Source organism: Dehalococcoidia bacterium, assembly GCA_035528575.1.
GTDB lineage: Bacteria > Chloroflexota > Dehalococcoidia > E44-bin15 > E44-bin15 > DATKYK01.
On record DATKYK010000017.1, the window covers coordinates 30,648 to 47,313 of the forward strand.

General features: G+C 54.4%; 13 protein-coding genes. 10 read left to right on the forward strand and 3 right to left on the reverse strand.

Features of this window, described 5'->3' with window-relative positions; all coding sequences use genetic code 11:
- Positions 1-78: 78 nt before the first annotated feature.
- From argF to VMX96_03260, 4 genes are all read left to right on the forward strand, one after another.
- Positions 79-972, forward strand: coding sequence for an ornithine carbamoyltransferase (gene argF, locus VMX96_03245; GenBank protein HUU62919.1), 894 nt, complete (start codon positions 79-81; stop codon positions 970-972).
- Entirely contained in the window at positions 969-2,285 is a 1,317-nt protein-coding gene (der, locus tag VMX96_03250) for a ribosome biogenesis GTPase Der (GenBank protein HUU62920.1), read from the forward strand. The genes argF and der overlap by 4 nt, the downstream gene beginning before the upstream one ends.
- Positions 2,282-2,923: a glycerol-3-phosphate 1-O-acyltransferase PlsY gene (gene plsY / locus VMX96_03255; GenBank protein HUU62921.1), complete on the forward strand. Its 642-nt coding sequence runs from the start codon at positions 2,282-2,284 to the stop codon at positions 2,921-2,923. Before der ends, plsY begins: the two co-directional genes overlap by 4 nt.
- Before the next feature lie 103 nt (positions 2,924-3,026).
- Positions 3,027-4,034 carry an NAD(P)H-dependent glycerol-3-phosphate dehydrogenase gene (locus VMX96_03260; GenBank protein ID HUU62922.1) on the forward strand — a complete coding sequence of 336 codons (1,008 nt, stop codon included), beginning with the start codon at positions 3,027-3,029 and terminating at the stop codon, positions 4,032-4,034.
- 92 nt (positions 4,035-4,126) lie between these two features.
- Here VMX96_03260 and VMX96_03265 read toward each other — a convergent pair whose 3' ends face one another.
- Complete coding sequence (locus tag VMX96_03265) at positions 4,127-4,912, reverse strand: RsmE family RNA methyltransferase (GenBank protein ID HUU62923.1); 786 nt, start codon at positions 4,910-4,912, stop codon at positions 4,127-4,129.
- Positions 4,913-4,935: 23 nt separating this feature from the next.
- The gene (dnaJ, locus tag VMX96_03270; GenBank protein ID HUU62924.1) at positions 4,936-6,051 is read right to left on the reverse strand and encodes a molecular chaperone DnaJ; all 1,116 of its coding nucleotides are present in this window, start codon (positions 6,049-6,051) and stop codon (positions 4,936-4,938) included.
- 349 nt (positions 6,052-6,400) lie between these two features.
- Between dnaJ and hrcA the strand changes: the two genes are divergently transcribed.
- The 6 genes from hrcA to VMX96_03300 all read left to right on the forward strand — a co-directional run bounded on the left by hrcA (position 6,401) and on the right by VMX96_03300 (position 12,868).
- Positions 6,401-7,435 (forward strand): heat-inducible transcriptional repressor HrcA, encoded by a 1,035-nt coding sequence (hrcA, locus tag VMX96_03275; protein HUU62925.1) that lies wholly within the window; start codon positions 6,401-6,403, stop codon positions 7,433-7,435.
- Between the two features lie 32 nt (positions 7,436-7,467).
- Complete coding sequence (locus VMX96_03280; GenBank protein ID HUU62926.1) at positions 7,468-8,064, forward strand: nucleotide exchange factor GrpE; 597 nt, start codon at positions 7,468-7,470, stop codon at positions 8,062-8,064.
- Positions 8,057-9,943: a molecular chaperone DnaK gene (dnaK, locus tag VMX96_03285; GenBank protein HUU62927.1), complete on the forward strand. Its 1,887-nt coding sequence runs from the start codon at positions 8,057-8,059 to the stop codon at positions 9,941-9,943. The genes VMX96_03280 and dnaK overlap by 8 nt, the downstream gene beginning before the upstream one ends.
- Positions 9,944-10,401: 458 nt before the next feature.
- Positions 10,402-11,406, forward strand: a complete 1,005-nt coding sequence (locus tag VMX96_03290; protein HUU62928.1) for a beta-ketoacyl-ACP synthase III — start codon at positions 10,402-10,404, stop codon at positions 11,404-11,406.
- Positions 11,407-11,482: 76 nt separating this feature from the next.
- Positions 11,483-12,067 (forward strand): biotin transporter BioY, encoded by a 585-nt coding sequence (locus VMX96_03295; protein ID HUU62929.1) that lies wholly within the window; start codon positions 11,483-11,485, stop codon positions 12,065-12,067.
- 147 nt (positions 12,068-12,214) lie between these two features.
- Positions 12,215-12,868: an MBL fold metallo-hydrolase gene (locus VMX96_03300; protein HUU62930.1), complete on the forward strand. Its 654-nt coding sequence runs from the start codon at positions 12,215-12,217 to the stop codon at positions 12,866-12,868.
- A gap of 523 nt (positions 12,869-13,391) precedes the next feature.
- On the opposite strand, the gene VMX96_03305 is transcribed toward VMX96_03300, so the two are convergent.
- Positions 13,392-16,409 (reverse strand): hypothetical protein, encoded by a 3,018-nt coding sequence (locus VMX96_03305; GenBank protein ID HUU62931.1) that lies wholly within the window; start codon positions 16,407-16,409, stop codon positions 13,392-13,394.
- Positions 16,410-16,666: the final 257 nt, after the last annotated feature.

Genomic DNA, 16,666 nt, shown 5'->3' on the forward strand with positions numbered 1-16,666 from the left:
TTTGGTATGGGGCAGTGGGAAATAGTCGTTTCGAATTTGACTGTGATATACTTGTGTGGCATATTGATAGGGAAAAAGATGAAAGACCTTATTTCTATAGCCGATCTCAATTCTGCCGAAATACAGCACCTGATTGAGAGCGCCCTTAAGTTGAAGCGGGGAGGCACTAAGCCAATGCTTGAGGGGAAGATACTGGCGCTTATCTTCGAAAAGCCCTCGCTGCGCACGCGGGTGAGCTTCGATGTGGCCATGAATCGGCTCGGCGGGCACTCGCTCATGCTCTCTCAGGCAGAGGTTGGGCTGGGGGAGCGGGAGCCCATCGCAGATGTGGCCCGGGTACTTTCTCGCTATGTCGATGGCATCGTTGCCCGAACCTTCGCTCACCAGAGCGTAGCGCTTCTGGCGAAGCACGCTACCGTCCCGGTAATTAACGGCCTCACAGATGAGGAGCACCCATGCCAGGCTCTCTCGGATCTGCTCACCATCCATGAGAAGAAGGGGGGGCTTGAAGGGATAAGCGTTGCCTATATCGGAGATGCCAATAATGTTGCCAATAGCCTGCTCCTTGCCTGCTCCCTTACCGGAACGAAATTTAGCATCGCCTCACCGAAAGGGTACGGGCCAAAGCAGGAAGTCCTCGCCCGGGCTCAAAAGTGCGGGGGCGAAATACTGGTAACGGAAGATGTGAAGAAGGCGGTCGAGGATGCCGATGTGCTATACACCGATGTCTGGACCAGCATGGGGCAGGAGGCTGAGGCGAAGCGTCGCCGGGTGGCTTTCGCTCGCTATCAGGTAAACGGGCGGTTACTCGCACTCGCAAAACGGGATGCCATCTTCATGCACCCCCTGCCGGCGCATCATGGCGAGGAGGTAGCCGAGGGGCTGTTGGAATCGCCGCAGTCGGTGGTCTTCGACCAGGCGGAAAACCGGCTTCACATGCAGAAGGCGATACTGGCGAAGCTTCTAAAATGACCAGGCCAATCGTTGCCATCGTTGGGCGGCCCAATGTGGGCAAGTCTACCCTGTTTAATCGGCTGGTGGGCGAGCGTTTATCCATTATTGAGGATGAGCCGGGCACTACCCGCGATCGCCTCTATGCCGACATCGCCTGGAAGGAAAGCGCTTTCACTATAGTGGATACCGGCGGCCTCTTGCTCAACCCGCCCAGCGATATTGTCCAGAGGGTGAAAAGCCAGGTGGCGGTAGCCATCGAAGAGGCCGATATCATCATTTTTTTAGTAGATGTTCTCGATGGCGTGACCACCGTGGACAAGGAGTTGGCCGAGGTGTTCAGGCGCTCAGGCAAGCGACTGTTGCTCGTGGCCAATAAGGCTGATAACGAGAAGCGCTGCTACGAGGCGGCTCAGTTCTATGAACTGGCGCTCGGCGATCCGCTCCCAGTAAGCGCCTACCACGACCTGGGCATCGCTGAGCTTCTCGATAGGGTGGTGGAAAGCTTGCCTCACTTGCCACCCGAGGAGGAGGAGGTGGGGATTATGAAGGTGGCCATCGTGGGGCGCCCAAATGTGGGCAAATCGATGCTGCTTAACGCTATATTGGGCGAGGAGCGAGCCATTGTTACTGAGACGCCGGGGACGACCCGGGATGCTATAGATACTATATTTGAGCACAGCGGCGAGCGAATGATGCTCATCGATACGGCGGGCATAAGGAGGAGGGGCAGGGTGGAGGTTGGTATAGAGCGCTACAGCGTCGCGCGGGCGCTCAGGGCCATAAGCCGTGCCGATGTGGCTCTGCTCCTAACCGAGGCCACAGAGCCAGTAACCGCTCAGGATACCCACATAGCCGGCTACATAAGGCAGGCCTATAAGGGGATGCTGCTGGTGGTTAATAAGTGGGACCTGGTTTCGGAGACGGCGGACCGCAGGCAGTATACCAGAGTGGTTAGAGACCGGCTCAGGTTTATGCCCTATGTGCCTGTTTTGTATACCTCTGCCAAGTTTGGAGAAGGTGTGAGCGATGTACTTAATGTCGCCAGAGAAATATTCGAAGAACGAAAAAAGCGCGTGCCCACCGCACTGGTGAATAGCGTGGTTCGTGATGCGGTGGCGTCCCATGCACCACCGGCGGTGGCGGGGAAGAAGCTCAAGATACTCTATGCCACTCAGGCTGAGACCAGCCCCCCCACCTTCGTCTTCTCGGTTAACGATACGGCTCTACTACACTTCTCCTATCAACGCTACCTGGAGAACGAGCTGCGTCGCAGTTTTGGCTTTCAAGGGACACCGTTGCGCCTGGTCTTCAAAAGAAGGGGTGAGAAGTGATCGTTTTGGGGTTTATTGGCTTAGTTATCTTGGGCTACCTCATCGGGTCAATCCCCTTCGGTGTCATTGTGAGCAGGTTGGCACGGGGTATAGATGTCAGGGATTACGGCAGTGGCGGTATGGGAATGACCAACGTGCTGCGCACGGTGGGTGCCAGGGCGGGGGTCTTGGTCTTCCTTGCCGACATGGCGAAGGGGGCCGCTGCGGTGTCGCTTGCCTGGCCATTTTTCGCATCCTATCCCGACATGGTTGCCTGGGGTCACATGGCGGGAGGGGTAGCCGTCATTATCGGACATAGCTGGCCGGTATTTATTGGATTTAGAGGCGGGCGTGGCGTCACAACCGGTTTTGGCGTGCTGCTTACGATGTACTGGCCGGCGGGCCTCATCGCTTTAGCCGTCCTCCTAGCGGTTACCGGCCTGTCTCGATATGTATCACTGGGTTCCATGCTCGCAGCGCTTGCCGTGCTGGTAGCAATGATTTTGTTCGTCGTTTTTGATTTGCCGGGAGCAGAATTTGCCCATATCGTCTTTGGCTTAATCGTGGTGCCGATAATCATATTTCGTCATCGGGGCAACATACGAAGGCTGCTTTCGGGCGTTGAGCCGAAGATAGGCTCTTCTCATGCTAAGCGGTAGGCTTTTTATACTACAAGATACTTAATGCCTGGGGGCTTTATCTATAGAGAATAGCTAAGCTTCCATTCAGACGTAGCGTAACGTTGAAAAAAAGGGAGGCTTGATGAAGGTTGCCATCATCGGTACCACAAGCTGGGGCACGACCCTGGGGGTAATTCTGTCCCGCAGGGGCATTGATGTGGCGCTCTGGGCGAGGACTGTGGAGGAGGCTGAGCAGCTGGCCAGGGATGGAGAGAACAAAACCCGCCTGCCCGGCATCTCATTCCCCGGGGGGCTCTCACCTACCGGCGTTATAGAGGAGGCGCTTCAGGGTGCCTCGCTGGTTGTGCTGGCGGTGCCCTCTCAGCGGATGCGCGAAAATGTAAGGATAATGAAAGGGCATATCGCTAAAGGGGTGCCGATTTTAAGCGCTGCCAAAGGGCTGGAGGTGGACACCACGAAGAGAATGACCCAGGTGATCTCTGAGGAGATCGACCCTGCATATCGCCACAATATCTGTGTCTTGTCTGGCCCGAACTTGTCTATGGAGGTCGTCCATGGCCTGCCAGCGACAACGGTTATTGCTGCCCAGGATACCGCTGTGGCTAAGCGTGCTCAGGGGATAATGGCCTCTGCCACCTTTCGTGTCTATACTAATGATGATGTTATCGGTGTGGAGTTGGGTGGGGCGCTGAAGAATATCGTTGCGCTGGCGGCAGGCTTGAGCGATGGCTTGGGTTATGGAGATAACGCCAAGGCTGCATTGGTGAGCCGTGGGCTGGCGGAAATCTCCCGCCTAGGGGTGGCGATGGGGGCCAATCCACTTACCTTTGCCGGCCTCGCTGGGCTGGGAGACCTGGTAGCTACCTGCTCCAGCCCGCTCAGTCGCAATCGCTTCGTTGGTCAGGAGTTGGCCAAGGGGCGTCCACTTGCGGAGATAACGGCTTCCATGACAAACGTGGCTGAGGGGATTAGTACCACTGTTGCAGCCCGACGGATGGCCCGGGAGTACGGGGTGGATATGCCCATCACAGAGCAGGTGTACAGGGTGCTCTTCGAGTGGCTTGATGTGACTAAGGCTATGGCGACACTCATGGGGCGCGAGCTTAAGAGTGAGATGCTTGGGGAGTAGATATTACGTCTCAAGTGTCCAACGCCCGCAAGCTATAACACACACCGCACTATAAGCATAGGTCGTTTGTTGTCATGCAAGCGCAGATTATGTTATACGGGGTCCATGTCCCTATGTTCGTAAAGGATTATCGAGGCGGCGACAAGGCCTGCGGTCTCCGCTCGGAGCACCCGGTTTCCCAGGCTGATAGGGATAATGCCACAACCCCGGGCAAATTCCATTTCGAGTGGTGAGAATCCTCCCTCGGGACCGATGAAGAGGTTAACCGACAGTGAATTTTTCCCTGATATAATCCCCTGCCGGTGAATCTCGTGTTGCAACGCAGCGCGCAGTCCGGATATCTTTATCCCCTTTTCGTTATCCCTATCACTCACTACACCCTCCCAGGCCAGCATGGAAAAACCCATCGCCGAGCGGCAGGCTTGCTCAAAGAGCAATGCAGGCTCAAGCTTGGGGATCCTTCCCCGCTTCGATTGCTCCGCTGCCTCGATAATTATTCTCTGCCAGCGCTCAATCCTATTATCCTGGGGATGTTCTGCGATACAGCGCTCGCAGGTCAGGGGGACGAAGCAGGAAACGCCTAGCTCGGTACATTTCTGGATAATAAATTCAAACTTACTGCTCTTGAGCAGCGCTTGATAGAGTGTTATTTTGGTGTATGGCTCAGCCGACGGTCTCTTCTCACATATAACGCCGGTGACATGATCCCTGCTCACCCTTTCCAGCGATACCTCATACTCCCAGCCGGTATCGTCGAGGACCACGATGTGGTCACCGCCCTGCAATCGAAGCACATTACTCAACTGATGGACCAGCTTTCCCTCGATGGCCACACTCTCCTTGTCGATGCATTGCGGAGAGATAAAAAAGCGGTGCATTTCCCTTACTCAATCGCCCTGAGTCACGTTTCAAAGAGGTCCTTAAGCCTGTGAAAGAACCCCTTCTCCTCCTTGGGCATTACCGCAGGGCCCATGGTTTTCGCCAGCTTCTCGAATAGCCTGTGCTGCTCCTCATTTAGGGTCTCAGGGGTGACCACATGAACCATAATCAGTTGGTCTCCGCATCCTCCTCCCCGAAGATGAGGCACTCCCTTTTCCCTGAGTCGGAAGAGCTTTCCTGTTTGCGTTCTGGGGGGGATCTTGAGTGTGGAGGGGCCGTCTACTGTGGGCACATCGATCTCGGCGCCCAGCGCCGCCTGGGCGAAGTTGATGGGCAGGTCGTACAAGATGTCAACACCGCGGCGCTTGAAGAACTGGTGCTCCTCTACTGAAAGAGAAATGTAGAGGCTCCCGGCATTTCCACCCCGCGTTCCGGCATTGCCCTCCCCGCTGAGGTGGATCTGGGAGCCATTATCCACCCCGGCAGGTATAGTGATATTGATCTGGCGCGCCTTCTCCTCCCTGCCCGAGCCTCGGCATTGGGGGCAGGGCTTGGTGATAATACTCCCCTCACCCCCGCAGCGGTTGCAAGTGGTGGCATTTACGAACTGCCCGAAAATGCTACGCTGCACCCGGCGCACCTGCCCGGTGCCATTACACTCGGGGCAGGTTGAGGGCTGGCTACCCGGCGCATTGCCAGCGCCGTGACACTGGGAGCAATTCTCGATACACCGGATCTCGATTTCCTTCTCACACCCGAAGATCGCCTCTTCGAAGGTGATGGTAAGGTTATAGCGAAGGTCAGCTCCCCGCTGCGGGCCACGTCTCGCCGTTGAGGTAGCTCCGCCGAAAAAGGTATCGAAGATGTCGCCGAAGCCTCGGAAGATATCGAAGCCCTCGAAGCCTCTGCCAAACCCCTCACTGACATGCCCGAAACGATCGTAGGTTGCCCTCTTCTCGAGATCGGAGAGCACCTCGTAGGCCTCGCTAATCTCCTTGAACCTCTCCGCTGCCCCATCCTCTCGGTTGCGGTCGGGGTGGTACTGGAAAGCGAGCTTGCGGAAAGCCTGCTTTATCTTCTCACCGGAGGCTGACCGATTAACGCCCAGAACTTCATAGTAATCTCGTTTTACCGCCATATTTCAAATTCCATAGATAGATAGAGGCTAACATTTTATTATAATTCACTCGTGGCCTTATTACAAGCGCTTGTACACGGCGGTACTGTTCGGTTATGGTTGATTAGACACTGTAGGGTTGATGGCATGATTAAAATGTGACAGAAGTCGTATTAAAATATTATCCTCGTGTAGTAAAATAAGCATGGATTTCAAAGAAGTAGTCACTGTTTAAGATGGCTAATAATCTCCCTGCGCTGGAGGGAACATTAAGAAAGAGACGGTAGTTTCTCTTGACAAAGGGGAGGAAAAGGTAGTAAATTATTGCTGTTAGCACTCTCGCCTTTAGAGTGCTAACGAGTGAGGAGCCATGTTAGCGAAGCGGACAGGGAATATACTCGATATTATCGTTGGTGAATATATCTCGATGGCCAGGCCGGTGGGTTCGGAGGCGATCGTCGAACGCCATGGGCTGGGGGTTAGTTCTGCCACCGTTCGCAACGAGGTGGCACGTCTTGAGGAGGAGGGATATATTATCCGGCCTCATATATCAGGGGGAGCCATACCTTCAGATAAGGGCTATCGCCACTATGTGGAGTCCGTGGTCCGGGAGGCAGAGGAGATCCCACTGGATGAGCAGCGGATGCTCTCACATCTCTTCCATCAAGTGGAGCAAGAGCTGTCGGAGTGGACCCATCTTGCTGCTTCCCTGCTGGCGCGCATGGTTTGCAGTGTAGCCATTGTTACCTCCCCCAAGGCACTGTCGTGTCGCATCAAGCACCTGGAGCTGGTGGCGCTTCAGGAGTCCCTCGCGCTTGTAATCCTGTTGCTTCAGGAGGCGAGGCTCAAGCAGCAACTGATAGCCTTTGATAAGGTGGTATCGCAGGGGGAGCTTAGCGCTATTTCCGGTAAGCTGGGCACACTGTTTCACGGTTTGACCGTGGCTCAACTTCTGGCACAGGATGGGGTTCTTTCCCCGATTGAACAGCACATTAAGAATGCGGTTGTGCAGGTCATGGCGGATGAGGATAGGCGGAGGTATGAGGAGCCATATATCGAGGGGCTACGTCATATATTAACCCAGCCGGAGTTTACCCATGCCCAGAATATGCTGCGCCTTGTGGAGATGCTGGAAAGCAGGGACATGGTCAGGTCACTGCTTCCAGAGATGGTGGTTGATGGTGGTGTCCGGATAGTTATTGGGGCGGAGAATCGCGAGGATGCAATGAAAGGGTACAGTATTGTGGTCACCCAGTATGGCGTTCCGGGCGAGGTCAATGGTGCCCTTGGCGTGATTGGCCCCACGCGAATGCCGTACGGCAGGGCGATCTCCTCGGTGCGCTATGTTGGTTCGCTTTTAAGTGAGCTGGTCGCTGAGCTATATGTCGGTCCAGAGAGGCAGTAGGATATGGTGCGCAAGTAGGCAGGGGTATTGGTATGGATGAGAATGAACTTAGTGCTGAGGAAACGCCCCGGGTAGAGGAGGGTGAGGCGGTAGAGGGAGAAGAAGAGGATGTAGCATCGCTAAAAACGGCGCTTGCCGAGGAGCAGGCCAGGGCTGAGGGCTATCTGGCCAGTTGGCAAAGGGCTCAGGCGGACTTTGTGAATTACAAGAGGCGCACTGAGCAGGAGCGAAACGAGATGGTCATGCTTGCCAGTGCTACACTTATGCTAAACCTGCTTCCCGTTCTGGATGACCTGGGGCGGGCGCTGGATAACGTCTCGGAGAAGCTTAGCGGGCTCGCGTGGGTCGATGGCATCGTGCTAATATATCGCAAGCTCAAAGCGACGCTGGAGGGTAACGGGCTCAGTGAGATCAAGGCCCTCGGTGAGACATTTGACCCCAATTTTCATGAGGCGGCGCTCTACGCTGATGGGGAAGAGGGGAAGGTTATCGAGGAGTTGCAGAAGGGATATATGCTTCATGATCGGGTGCTGCGCCCTGCTATGGTGAAGGTAGGCAAGGGTCTGAAGGAGAAAGAAGAGGAAGAAGAAACATCTCAGGAGGAAGTACAGGAGGAGAACAATGGGTAAAGTAATCGGCATTGACCTGGGAACAACGAATAGCTGTGTTGCGGTGATTGAGGCTGGGGAACCTACGGTGATCCCCAGTGCTGAGGGTGGTCGCACTACCCCATCGATAGTGGCGGTAAGTAAGAGCGGGGAGCGGCTAATGGGGCAGGTTGCCAAGCGACAGGCAATTACCAATCCTGATAATACCATTTTTAGTATAAAGCGCCTCATGGGGCGGAAGTTCAAAGAGGACTCCGTGGAGCGTGATAAAAAGCTTTTGCCCTATAGAATAATTGACAACAACGGCGATGCTTGGGTAGTCATGGGAGATAAAAATTATAGCCCGGCGGAGATATCGGCAATGATCTTGCAGAAAATAAAGACGGATGCCGAGGCCTACCTGGGGGGCAAGATAACCGAGGCGGTGATCACCGTGCCTGCCTATTTCAGCGATAGCCAGCGCCAGGCAACCAAGGACGCGGGCAAGATCGCCGGGCTTGAGGTTCTCAGAATAATCAACGAGCCCACTGCGGCCGCGCTCGCCTATGGCCTGGATAAGAAGAAGGATGAGACCATTGCCGTATATGACCTGGGCGGTGGCACCTTTGATATATCCATTCTGGAGTTGGGCGAGGGCACCTTTCAGGTGAAGTCGACCAATGGTGACACTCACCTCGGCGGCGATGACTTCGATCAGAAGGTCACCAACTGGCTGTGCGACGAGTTCAAAAAGGACCAGGGGATTGACCTACGGCAGGATCGTATGGCGCTGCAACGGCTTAAGGAAGCGGCGGAGAAGGCTAAGTGTGAGCTATCCACGGTGCAGAAGACGGAGGTTAACCTTCCCTTTATAACCGCAGACGCAAGCGGCCCCAAGCATCTCAACATAGACCTTACCCGGGCTAAGCTGGAGCAACTGGTGGGTGACCTCGTAGAGCAGACCATGGCACCCTGTCGGCAGGCGCTGGAAGATGCCGGCATTAAATCGACTCAGTTGGATGAGGTGGTACTGGTTGGGGGGCAGACGCGCATGCCGTTGGTGCAGGAGAAGGTGAAGCAAATCTTCGGCAGGGAGCCCAATAAGGGGGTTGACCCCGATGAAGTGGTAGCCGTTGGTGCGGCAATACAGGCAGGGGTGCTTAAGGGGGATGTTGGTGACGTGCTCTTGCTGGATGTCACCCCGCTCACCCTGGGCATCGAGACCCTTGGCGGGGTGATGACCCCGCTCATCTCCCGAAATACTACAATCCCCACAGCGAAGAGTCAGGTCTTCTCCACTGCTGCCGATAACCAGCCTAGCGTGGAGATCCATGTGCTTCAGGGGGAGCGCAGCATGGCCGCTGACAATAAGACGCTGGGGCGGTTTATGCTCGATGGCATTATACCTGCTCCGCGGGGTATGCCTCAGGTCGAGGTTACCTTCGACATAGATGCTGATGGTATTGTGAGCGTTAAGGCGCAGGATAAAGGTACGGGTAAGGAGCAGAAGATCGTAATTACCGCATCAAGCGGTCTCTCCAAGAAGGAGATAGAGCAGATGCAGCGGGAGGCGGAGCAGCATGCTGCGGATGATGCCAAGCGCCGCGAGGAGGTGGAGACCAGAAACCAGGCCGATACCCTGGCCTATACTGCAGAAAAGACGCTCCGGGAACAAGGGGAAAAGGTGCCTGCAGACCTCAAGCAGCAGGCCGAGGATAAGATCGCCCAGGTGCGCTCAGCACTTCAGGGGAGCGACATAGCTGAGGTGAAACGCACCATGCAGGAGCTATCGACAATATTACAGCAGGTGGGCTCTTCTATATATCAAACGCCGCCATCCGGGGAGGAAGCGCCTACCGGCGAGGAGGAGCCACCCAAGAGCGATGAAGGGACCGTGGAGGGTGAGTTCCGCGAAGTCTAGGCATCGCTTTTTTAGTCCATAGCGCTTTGTGACAACCCTGGTTTCCTTTCATACTGCGAGGGCTACTATTATGTGAGCCAGGAGGTTTAATCTAGATTGAAGATGGGGCGGGGGAATATCCTCCGCCTTTTTACTTATGATCTGTGGGTTATTCGCTTAGCGCCGCGCTTCCCGTCATTTCGAGGCCCACGATTAAGGATTGAGTAGCTGCTAACTTCGGCCGACGCTTCGGCCCAAGTCAGGGTCGCACTGACAGGGGGAAGGACCGCTGCTGTTGATGACAAACTGCTAAGCGAGAGGCTGACGAGGCGTGAAACGTGAAGTTCAAGTAAATAAATCGGCTATGAGCTATCAACCATCAAACAAACAACCTATTCTCCGGGCGAGTACGGCAGCTTGACCCCATAGTGCCGCTTTGGTATACTTTTAGAAGTTTTATAAGCGGAAGGAATGAAGTATTGCACGCGCAGATAACGGGGTGGGGGAAGTATCTGCCACAGCGGGTGCTTACCAACAAGGACCTGGAGAGGCTAGTGGATACCTCAGATGAGTGGATCGTGACCCGCACCGGCATCAGGGAACGGCGCATCGTAGCTGATGACGAAACGGCATCGACCATGGCAGTAGCGGCGGGACGGGGTGCGCTTGAAGTTGCCCGGCTTTCGCCAGACCTCCTCGATATGGTAATCGTGGCAACTAATAGCCCGGACAGGATAATGCCAGCCTCCGCCGCACTGGTGCAACATGCCCTGGGTGCTAAGAAGGCCGCAGCCTTCGACATCGTTGGCGCGTGCAGCGGTTTTATCTATGCCCTGGTTAGCGCTTATCAGTATATCGCCGCAGGCGCCTACCGGAATATCCTGGTGGTGGCGAGCGAGGCAATAAGCCGTGCCATGAACTGGGAAGACCGATCAACCTGTGTGCTTTTTGGTGATGGCGCCGGGGCAGTGGTGGTGCAAGCAAATGAACATGCAACAGACATGCTGAGCTTTGTGATGGGAAATGACGGCTCGGGTGCCGACCTTCTATACATTAACCATCCCTGCGGCCTGCCAGCCAGTGTGAGTAATGATAGGCGCTACTATATGATTATGAAGGGGAGGGAGGTATTCAAGTTTGCGGTTAGGGCCATGGCTGAAGCCTCAAAGCAGGTGATAGATGCTGCTGGACTCAATATATCGGATATAGACCTCTTTATCCCTCATCAGGCAAACGATCGCATCACAAAGGCGGCAATAAAGGCACTGGATATTCCCGAGGATAGGGTTTTTAAGAATCTCGAGCACTATGGGAACCTGTCGGCGGCATCGCCTGCAGTGGCCCTTTGCGAAGCGGCCGAGCAGAAAAGGCTCAAAGCAGGCGACCTGGCGGTTCTGGTTGCCTTTGGTGCCGGCCTGTCCTGGGCTGCGATGGTGCTGCGCTGGCAGCCGGGAGGCCCGGTTAAGCGTGATGACCGAAGCTAGATATTAACCGGTAAGGCCCCCCATTCTTCTTGACACGATTTTTATAGAGCGAAAAATAAAAAGAAAGGAGTGGTGAATGCAAGTAAGAGCCCTTACTATGGTGGATGTGCTCTTCCCCAGGGCAACCCTGGCGCGCGATATGCTTCTCATCTTCGGTTTCGTCGCTGTCACCGCGCTCGGTGCACAGGTTGCCTTCTACATTGGCCTGGTCCCCATAACCGGGCAGACCTTTGCCGTGCTTATTGCCGGGGCACTCCTCGGAAGTAAGCGGGGCGCATTGAGTCAGCTTACCTACTTAGGGATGGGAGCCATGGGTGCCCCTATCTTTGCCGGATGGCAGGGGGGCCCCGCCGTGCTCATGGGCCCCACAGGAGGCTACCTCGTAGGCTTTGTTGCCGCTGCCTTCGTAGTGGGATTCCTCGCGGAGCGGGGGTGGGACCGCCGCACCTGGAGCATGGCCCTGGCGATGCTTATCGGCAACAGCGTAATATATGCTATCGGCCTTCCGTGGCTCTCTATCTGGCTCGGTCACTTCGCTTCGGCAGATTCGGTGCTCGCTATCGGGCTCTATCCCTTCATACCAGGGGATTTGCTAAAGCTGGTTTTGGCAGCAGTGGCCTTGCCCTCGGGGTGGGCTTTGTTGAACCGGTTTGGAAGGTAGTTTTGCCCGCACTATCGCTGCAAAAAGGTATCATGAGGGCCGATAAATCGGCCTTCATGATACCCTGGTACATTATCGATATAGGCTACTGTAGAGAGTACAGACCCCGACGCACAGGGGTGAGCGGTTGAGACAAGTTCACAGGGGGTGAGGATAATCGACATAACCTGGCTGGGTCATTCATGCTTCAGGATTAAGGGGAAGGGGGCCACCCTGCTCACTGACCCCTATAATGAGAGCATTGGCTACTCCCTGGGGAATCCCGAGGCAAACATCGTCACCTCCAGCCACCCCCATCCCGGGCATGGCTTCACCTCAGGGGTTGGCGGTGAGCCGAAGATTGTTCGTGGTCCCGGTGAATACGAGATCTCGGGCGTTTTTATCACCGGTATAGCTACCTTCCACGATGCCGAGAAGGGGGGAGAGCGGGGGAGGAACACCGTATACCTCATCGAGATAGAGGATATGAAGCTTTGCCACCTCGGTGACCTGGGGCATCCCCTTTCCACGGAGCAGGTGGCGGAGATAGGTAGCGTGGAGTTGCTGATGGTACCCGTTGGCGGATTTTCCACCATCGATGCGGTTACCGCAGCAGAAACAGTAAGGCTGCTTCAGCCCGGTATTGTAATTCCCATGCATTTCCAGACCGAGGCGGTACGTTTCCAGTTGGCGCCGGTGGAACGCTTTCTTAGGGAAATGGGGATAAAGGCTGGACTCGGGGCCCAGCCCAGGCTCTCCATAACCAGAGCGGGCCTATCTGAGGAGACTCAGGTGGTGGTTTTGGATTACCGCGGCCATTGACGGAAACCTCATAATACGTTGCGAGGGGCATTAACCACCAACCATCCCCAATCTCCAATTACCAATCACAAATCCCTAATCACTAAATGTAACTTGGTGATTGCCACGCTGCGCTCGCAATGACAGTATGGGGTGTGTTTCTCTGTCGTTGCGAGGACCCCGACGTGTCGGGGGACGGGGCATATGACGAGGATTATGGACAGGATTATACAATGTGGGGCTTGCCGCACTCCCAGACTGCGAGGCCAACAGGTCGGCCGACACCTCGGCCTATATCGGGGGAAACTTCGGCCCAACTAGAGGCTTGCAATGAAAGGGGTCGGAGCGGATGCTCCGACCTACCCAATAATATAATATCCTAAAGTTACCCAATCACACGATTAGCCAATCTCCCAAATGTAACGCTGGCATTGCTTCGTAGCCGATTCTCTTCTATCACAGTGAACATGGCTTTATTATCGCGGCGATAAATAAAGCCCCCACATTCTGTAGAGGGGGCTTTATATAATCTATATCCTTTCTATTACCTGGCTATTCTTGTCCTGGCGATGAGCACGATCCACGAGACCAGAAGTATTAGCAGTAACGTCAATGTGACACCAATCACCACCCAGACCCAGAACGGGGTAGGTTCCTCCTCCTCCTCAACGGGTTCTGCTATAGTGCTAAAGGTACCGGTATCGCTCCAAGGTGACTGGCTGGTCTCGCTGAGAGCCCTTACCTTCCAGCAATAGTGAGTGTCATACTTGAGGCTATCGGAGGGGATAACGTATACTGTTTCATAACCCAGGGCGTTGGAGCCGGTCTTATCGACCAACAGGTCAGCCCAATCGCAGTCCTCGGCAACCACAAGCTCGTACTTGGCGGCCTCGATGACGCTAGTCCACTCAAGTACTATTTTTAGTGGCATATCTATCTGTCCCGCACTCGGGCTCTCCAGCATTGGTAGAGCAGCAGCAGGACCAATGTATGTGGTGAAGCTCCGGGTATCGGACCATCGGCTCAGGAGCGGCTCTTTCACCCTCACCCGCCAGTAGTATTTACTACCCAGCCAGAGGACGGCACCTGTCACCAAACCACCACTCCCTTCTTGCTCAACGGTTCTGAATTCCTCGTCCTGAGCTATCTCCCACTGGTAATCTATGGCGCCGGTCATCGCCTCCCAGGAAAGCATTACCCTGGCCATCCCGGCATATGCACCGCCCTCCTTGAGGATATAGCCGGTGGTAACGCCATCAGCAGGTGCTGCCAGAGTCACCTTTTCGGTGAGGGTATCGGTGCACGTAAGAAGTTGGTCTGGAGAAGGCGCGTCATTAACCGCAAAAAGGATGCTGGAGCCGGGCGCTACCCTTAGCAGATCCAGCGTTGTGTTCGGGGGAAGCCCTGTGTCCATCATCTCGAATTCAAGGCCAGACTCCCCCATGGGATAGGTGGGATTAACGCTTCGCGCCACCCCCATACCCGCTCTCATATCTGAGGCATAGAGGATGCTATCATCGGTAACCACGAGGCCGGTGGCGTCTATGCCCGTAGCTGGCCCATATCCAGTTATATTATCCCAGAAACTCTCACTAACGGCGATGCGGATGCGGTAAATGTCACCGCTTGGGTTGCAACTGGCGTATATAATGTCATTGTCGGCATAATCGTTGTCGAAGGCTACTATGATTACATCGCTACTGTCACCTGGGCCGGTGCCCACTCGCTCGAACGAAAAGTCACCGTTGTAATTTTCGCAAATATATGCTCTGCCGTTGTCATCGCCGGCCAGTATGGCATGTCCTGGCCCCGCTACTAGCGACGTGACTTCACCTGTTATCACGCTCTTCACGGTATCGATCCAGTTATCGCCGCCGGTGCCGGTTTTACATTTCCGTACACTGCCGCTGGCAGCGCCGGTGAACAGGTTATTCATATCGACAACTTCCCACGCGGTGATATTCTCTGTTGCAGTTATCTCCTTTTGGAATGAAATGCCACCATCATTTGACCGGTATATATATGGGCTGTAATCCTTCTGTGCAACAAATATGCCAGCATCCGTTGGGAAAGCTGGACAAAGCTTAACCATATCGAATAGACATTGATGCTCGGTAAGCTGCTCGGTGAGAGTAGAGCAGTAAATCCTTTCCCAGGTTGCACCCATATCGGTGGTTTGCCACAGGCTTGTCGTACTGGCCCAAGAAACCGTAGCCATGAGCAGATTGCTATCTGCGGCGTAGTTTGGCGAGGGAGCCACATCATTGATTTTGATGATTCCAGTGTCGATCAAGCCCCTCTGGTTCCAGTACAACATGTCGTCATCCGCTGATGCGGATAGGGCGCTCTCCGACCCACTCGTGCTAACATATTGGGCGCCGGGTGCCATAATCACATTTGCCTTTTCTTCCCCCGTGGGCTGTTTACTGTAAATTGTATCCTCTGGTTTCCAGTTTTCGCCCCAATCGGTACTAACATAGACCAGGTGCTGTTTGGGTGTTATGCCAGTGTTGAGAGCCTCTGTTCCCACCAGAACGGTTGCCTCATCGACATAGCCGGTTACTGCTATACTCCATATATCAGTCTGAGTCTTTACAAAAATGTCATTGTCCCTGACATCGAGGTCGGTAGCTAACGATACCGCTACTGGTCCTCTACCTTCTATTTTATAGGCATCGCCCTGATTTCCTGTACCAGCTACGCCGACAAAGAGGATTGGCGTACTCGCATTATAAGAACCGGGGAAGGCCATGCATGCGTGATTCGATTCGAAAGATATATTGCCAGAACCCACCTTCTGGTCATAGAGTGTAGCATCGCTTATGCTAGCATCCCAATTCTCATCTCCGACTCTGAAACGAACCATGGTCTGCGAACTGTCGGTGACTACTGCCGCGATCTGCCCAAAACCGCTGTAGCCGCCATCGTTGGCATAGGTAGGGGAGAAAGCTGCATCCAGGGCTGAGCCTCCTACACCTTGCTCGTCCCATGAAGCCCCTTCCCTCTTAAGATAAACGCCATTATCTGTACCCGCTAGATATGTGGGATTTCCATACTCATCAAGAGCCGCATCGAGAGAGTGAATGTTGCCACCTATATCAAGTGGTAACTTGAAGCTGACACTACCGTCATCGGAAGTGTATATATAATTGGTGGTTGCCACCAGAACCGTCTCTTGATACTCCCAGTTTGGGGAGACTGCTATGTCCACGATGTCTCCTGTATCCGCTGTCTCAACAAGCTTATCAACGAGCCCGGTCTCCCTCCAGTTGTAGCCGCCATCGGTGGACTCCATCATGGTCCAATTACCCGATGCTTTTACGACTGCGGCGAATATGGTATCCCCCTCAGGGGATACCGCTATCGGCCCTACATCAGAGCCGTCCCACAACGCGTAGCCCCCATCCATTCCCTCCTGGGGGATGGGGATCTCGTTCCACTTGAGTCTGCCCGGGTCGGCGGAGGCGGGATCGCTATTCTGTACCACACCGACACCTGCCAGGGTTACCGCTAGCACCACCGCCATCACCCCACCAAATATCTTAGCTCTATTTGCTTTCATAATAACCCTCTTTGCTTTATTTATAGATTCCCACATCCCCAAAGGGAGATTTCTGCTGGATTATCTTGTCCTTATTTATACCTTTCAAATAACCCCATATACACCCCCATTTCAATTGTATCTATATACGAGTATCGCCTACAATTGGGTATACACTATCACATCGAGCCCAGTATTACAAGCATTGGACATTTATAACATATATAACGCACCATGTCAAGCCCATAAAGCACACTATATAGGTTATTCTGGTAATA

Coding starts and splice junctions, on each gene's coding strand:
- argF (HUU62919.1), top strand. CDS start 79: ATGAAAGACCTTATTTCTATAGCCGATCTCAATTCTGCCGAAATACAG.
- der (HUU62920.1), top strand. CDS start 969: ATGACCAGGCCAATCGTTGCCATCGTTGGGCGGCCCAATGTGGGCAAG.
- VMX96_03260 (HUU62922.1), top strand. CDS start 3,027: ATGAAGGTTGCCATCATCGGTACCACAAGCTGGGGCACGACCCTGGGG.
- VMX96_03265 (HUU62923.1), bottom strand. CDS start 4,912: ATGCACCGCTTTTTTATCTCTCCGCAATGCATCGACAAGGAGAGTGTG.
- dnaJ (HUU62924.1), bottom strand. CDS start 6,051: ATGGCGGTAAAACGAGATTACTATGAAGTTCTGGGCGTTAATCGGTCA.
- hrcA (HUU62925.1), top strand. CDS start 6,401: ATGTTAGCGAAGCGGACAGGGAATATACTCGATATTATCGTTGGTGAA.
- VMX96_03280 (HUU62926.1), top strand. CDS start 7,468: ATGGATGAGAATGAACTTAGTGCTGAGGAAACGCCCCGGGTAGAGGAG.
- dnaK (HUU62927.1), top strand. CDS start 8,057: ATGGGTAAAGTAATCGGCATTGACCTGGGAACAACGAATAGCTGTGTT.
- VMX96_03295 (HUU62929.1), top strand. CDS start 11,483: ATGCAAGTAAGAGCCCTTACTATGGTGGATGTGCTCTTCCCCAGGGCA.
- VMX96_03305 (HUU62931.1), bottom strand. CDS start 16,409: ATGAAAGCAAATAGAGCTAAGATATTTGGTGGGGTGATGGCGGTGGTG.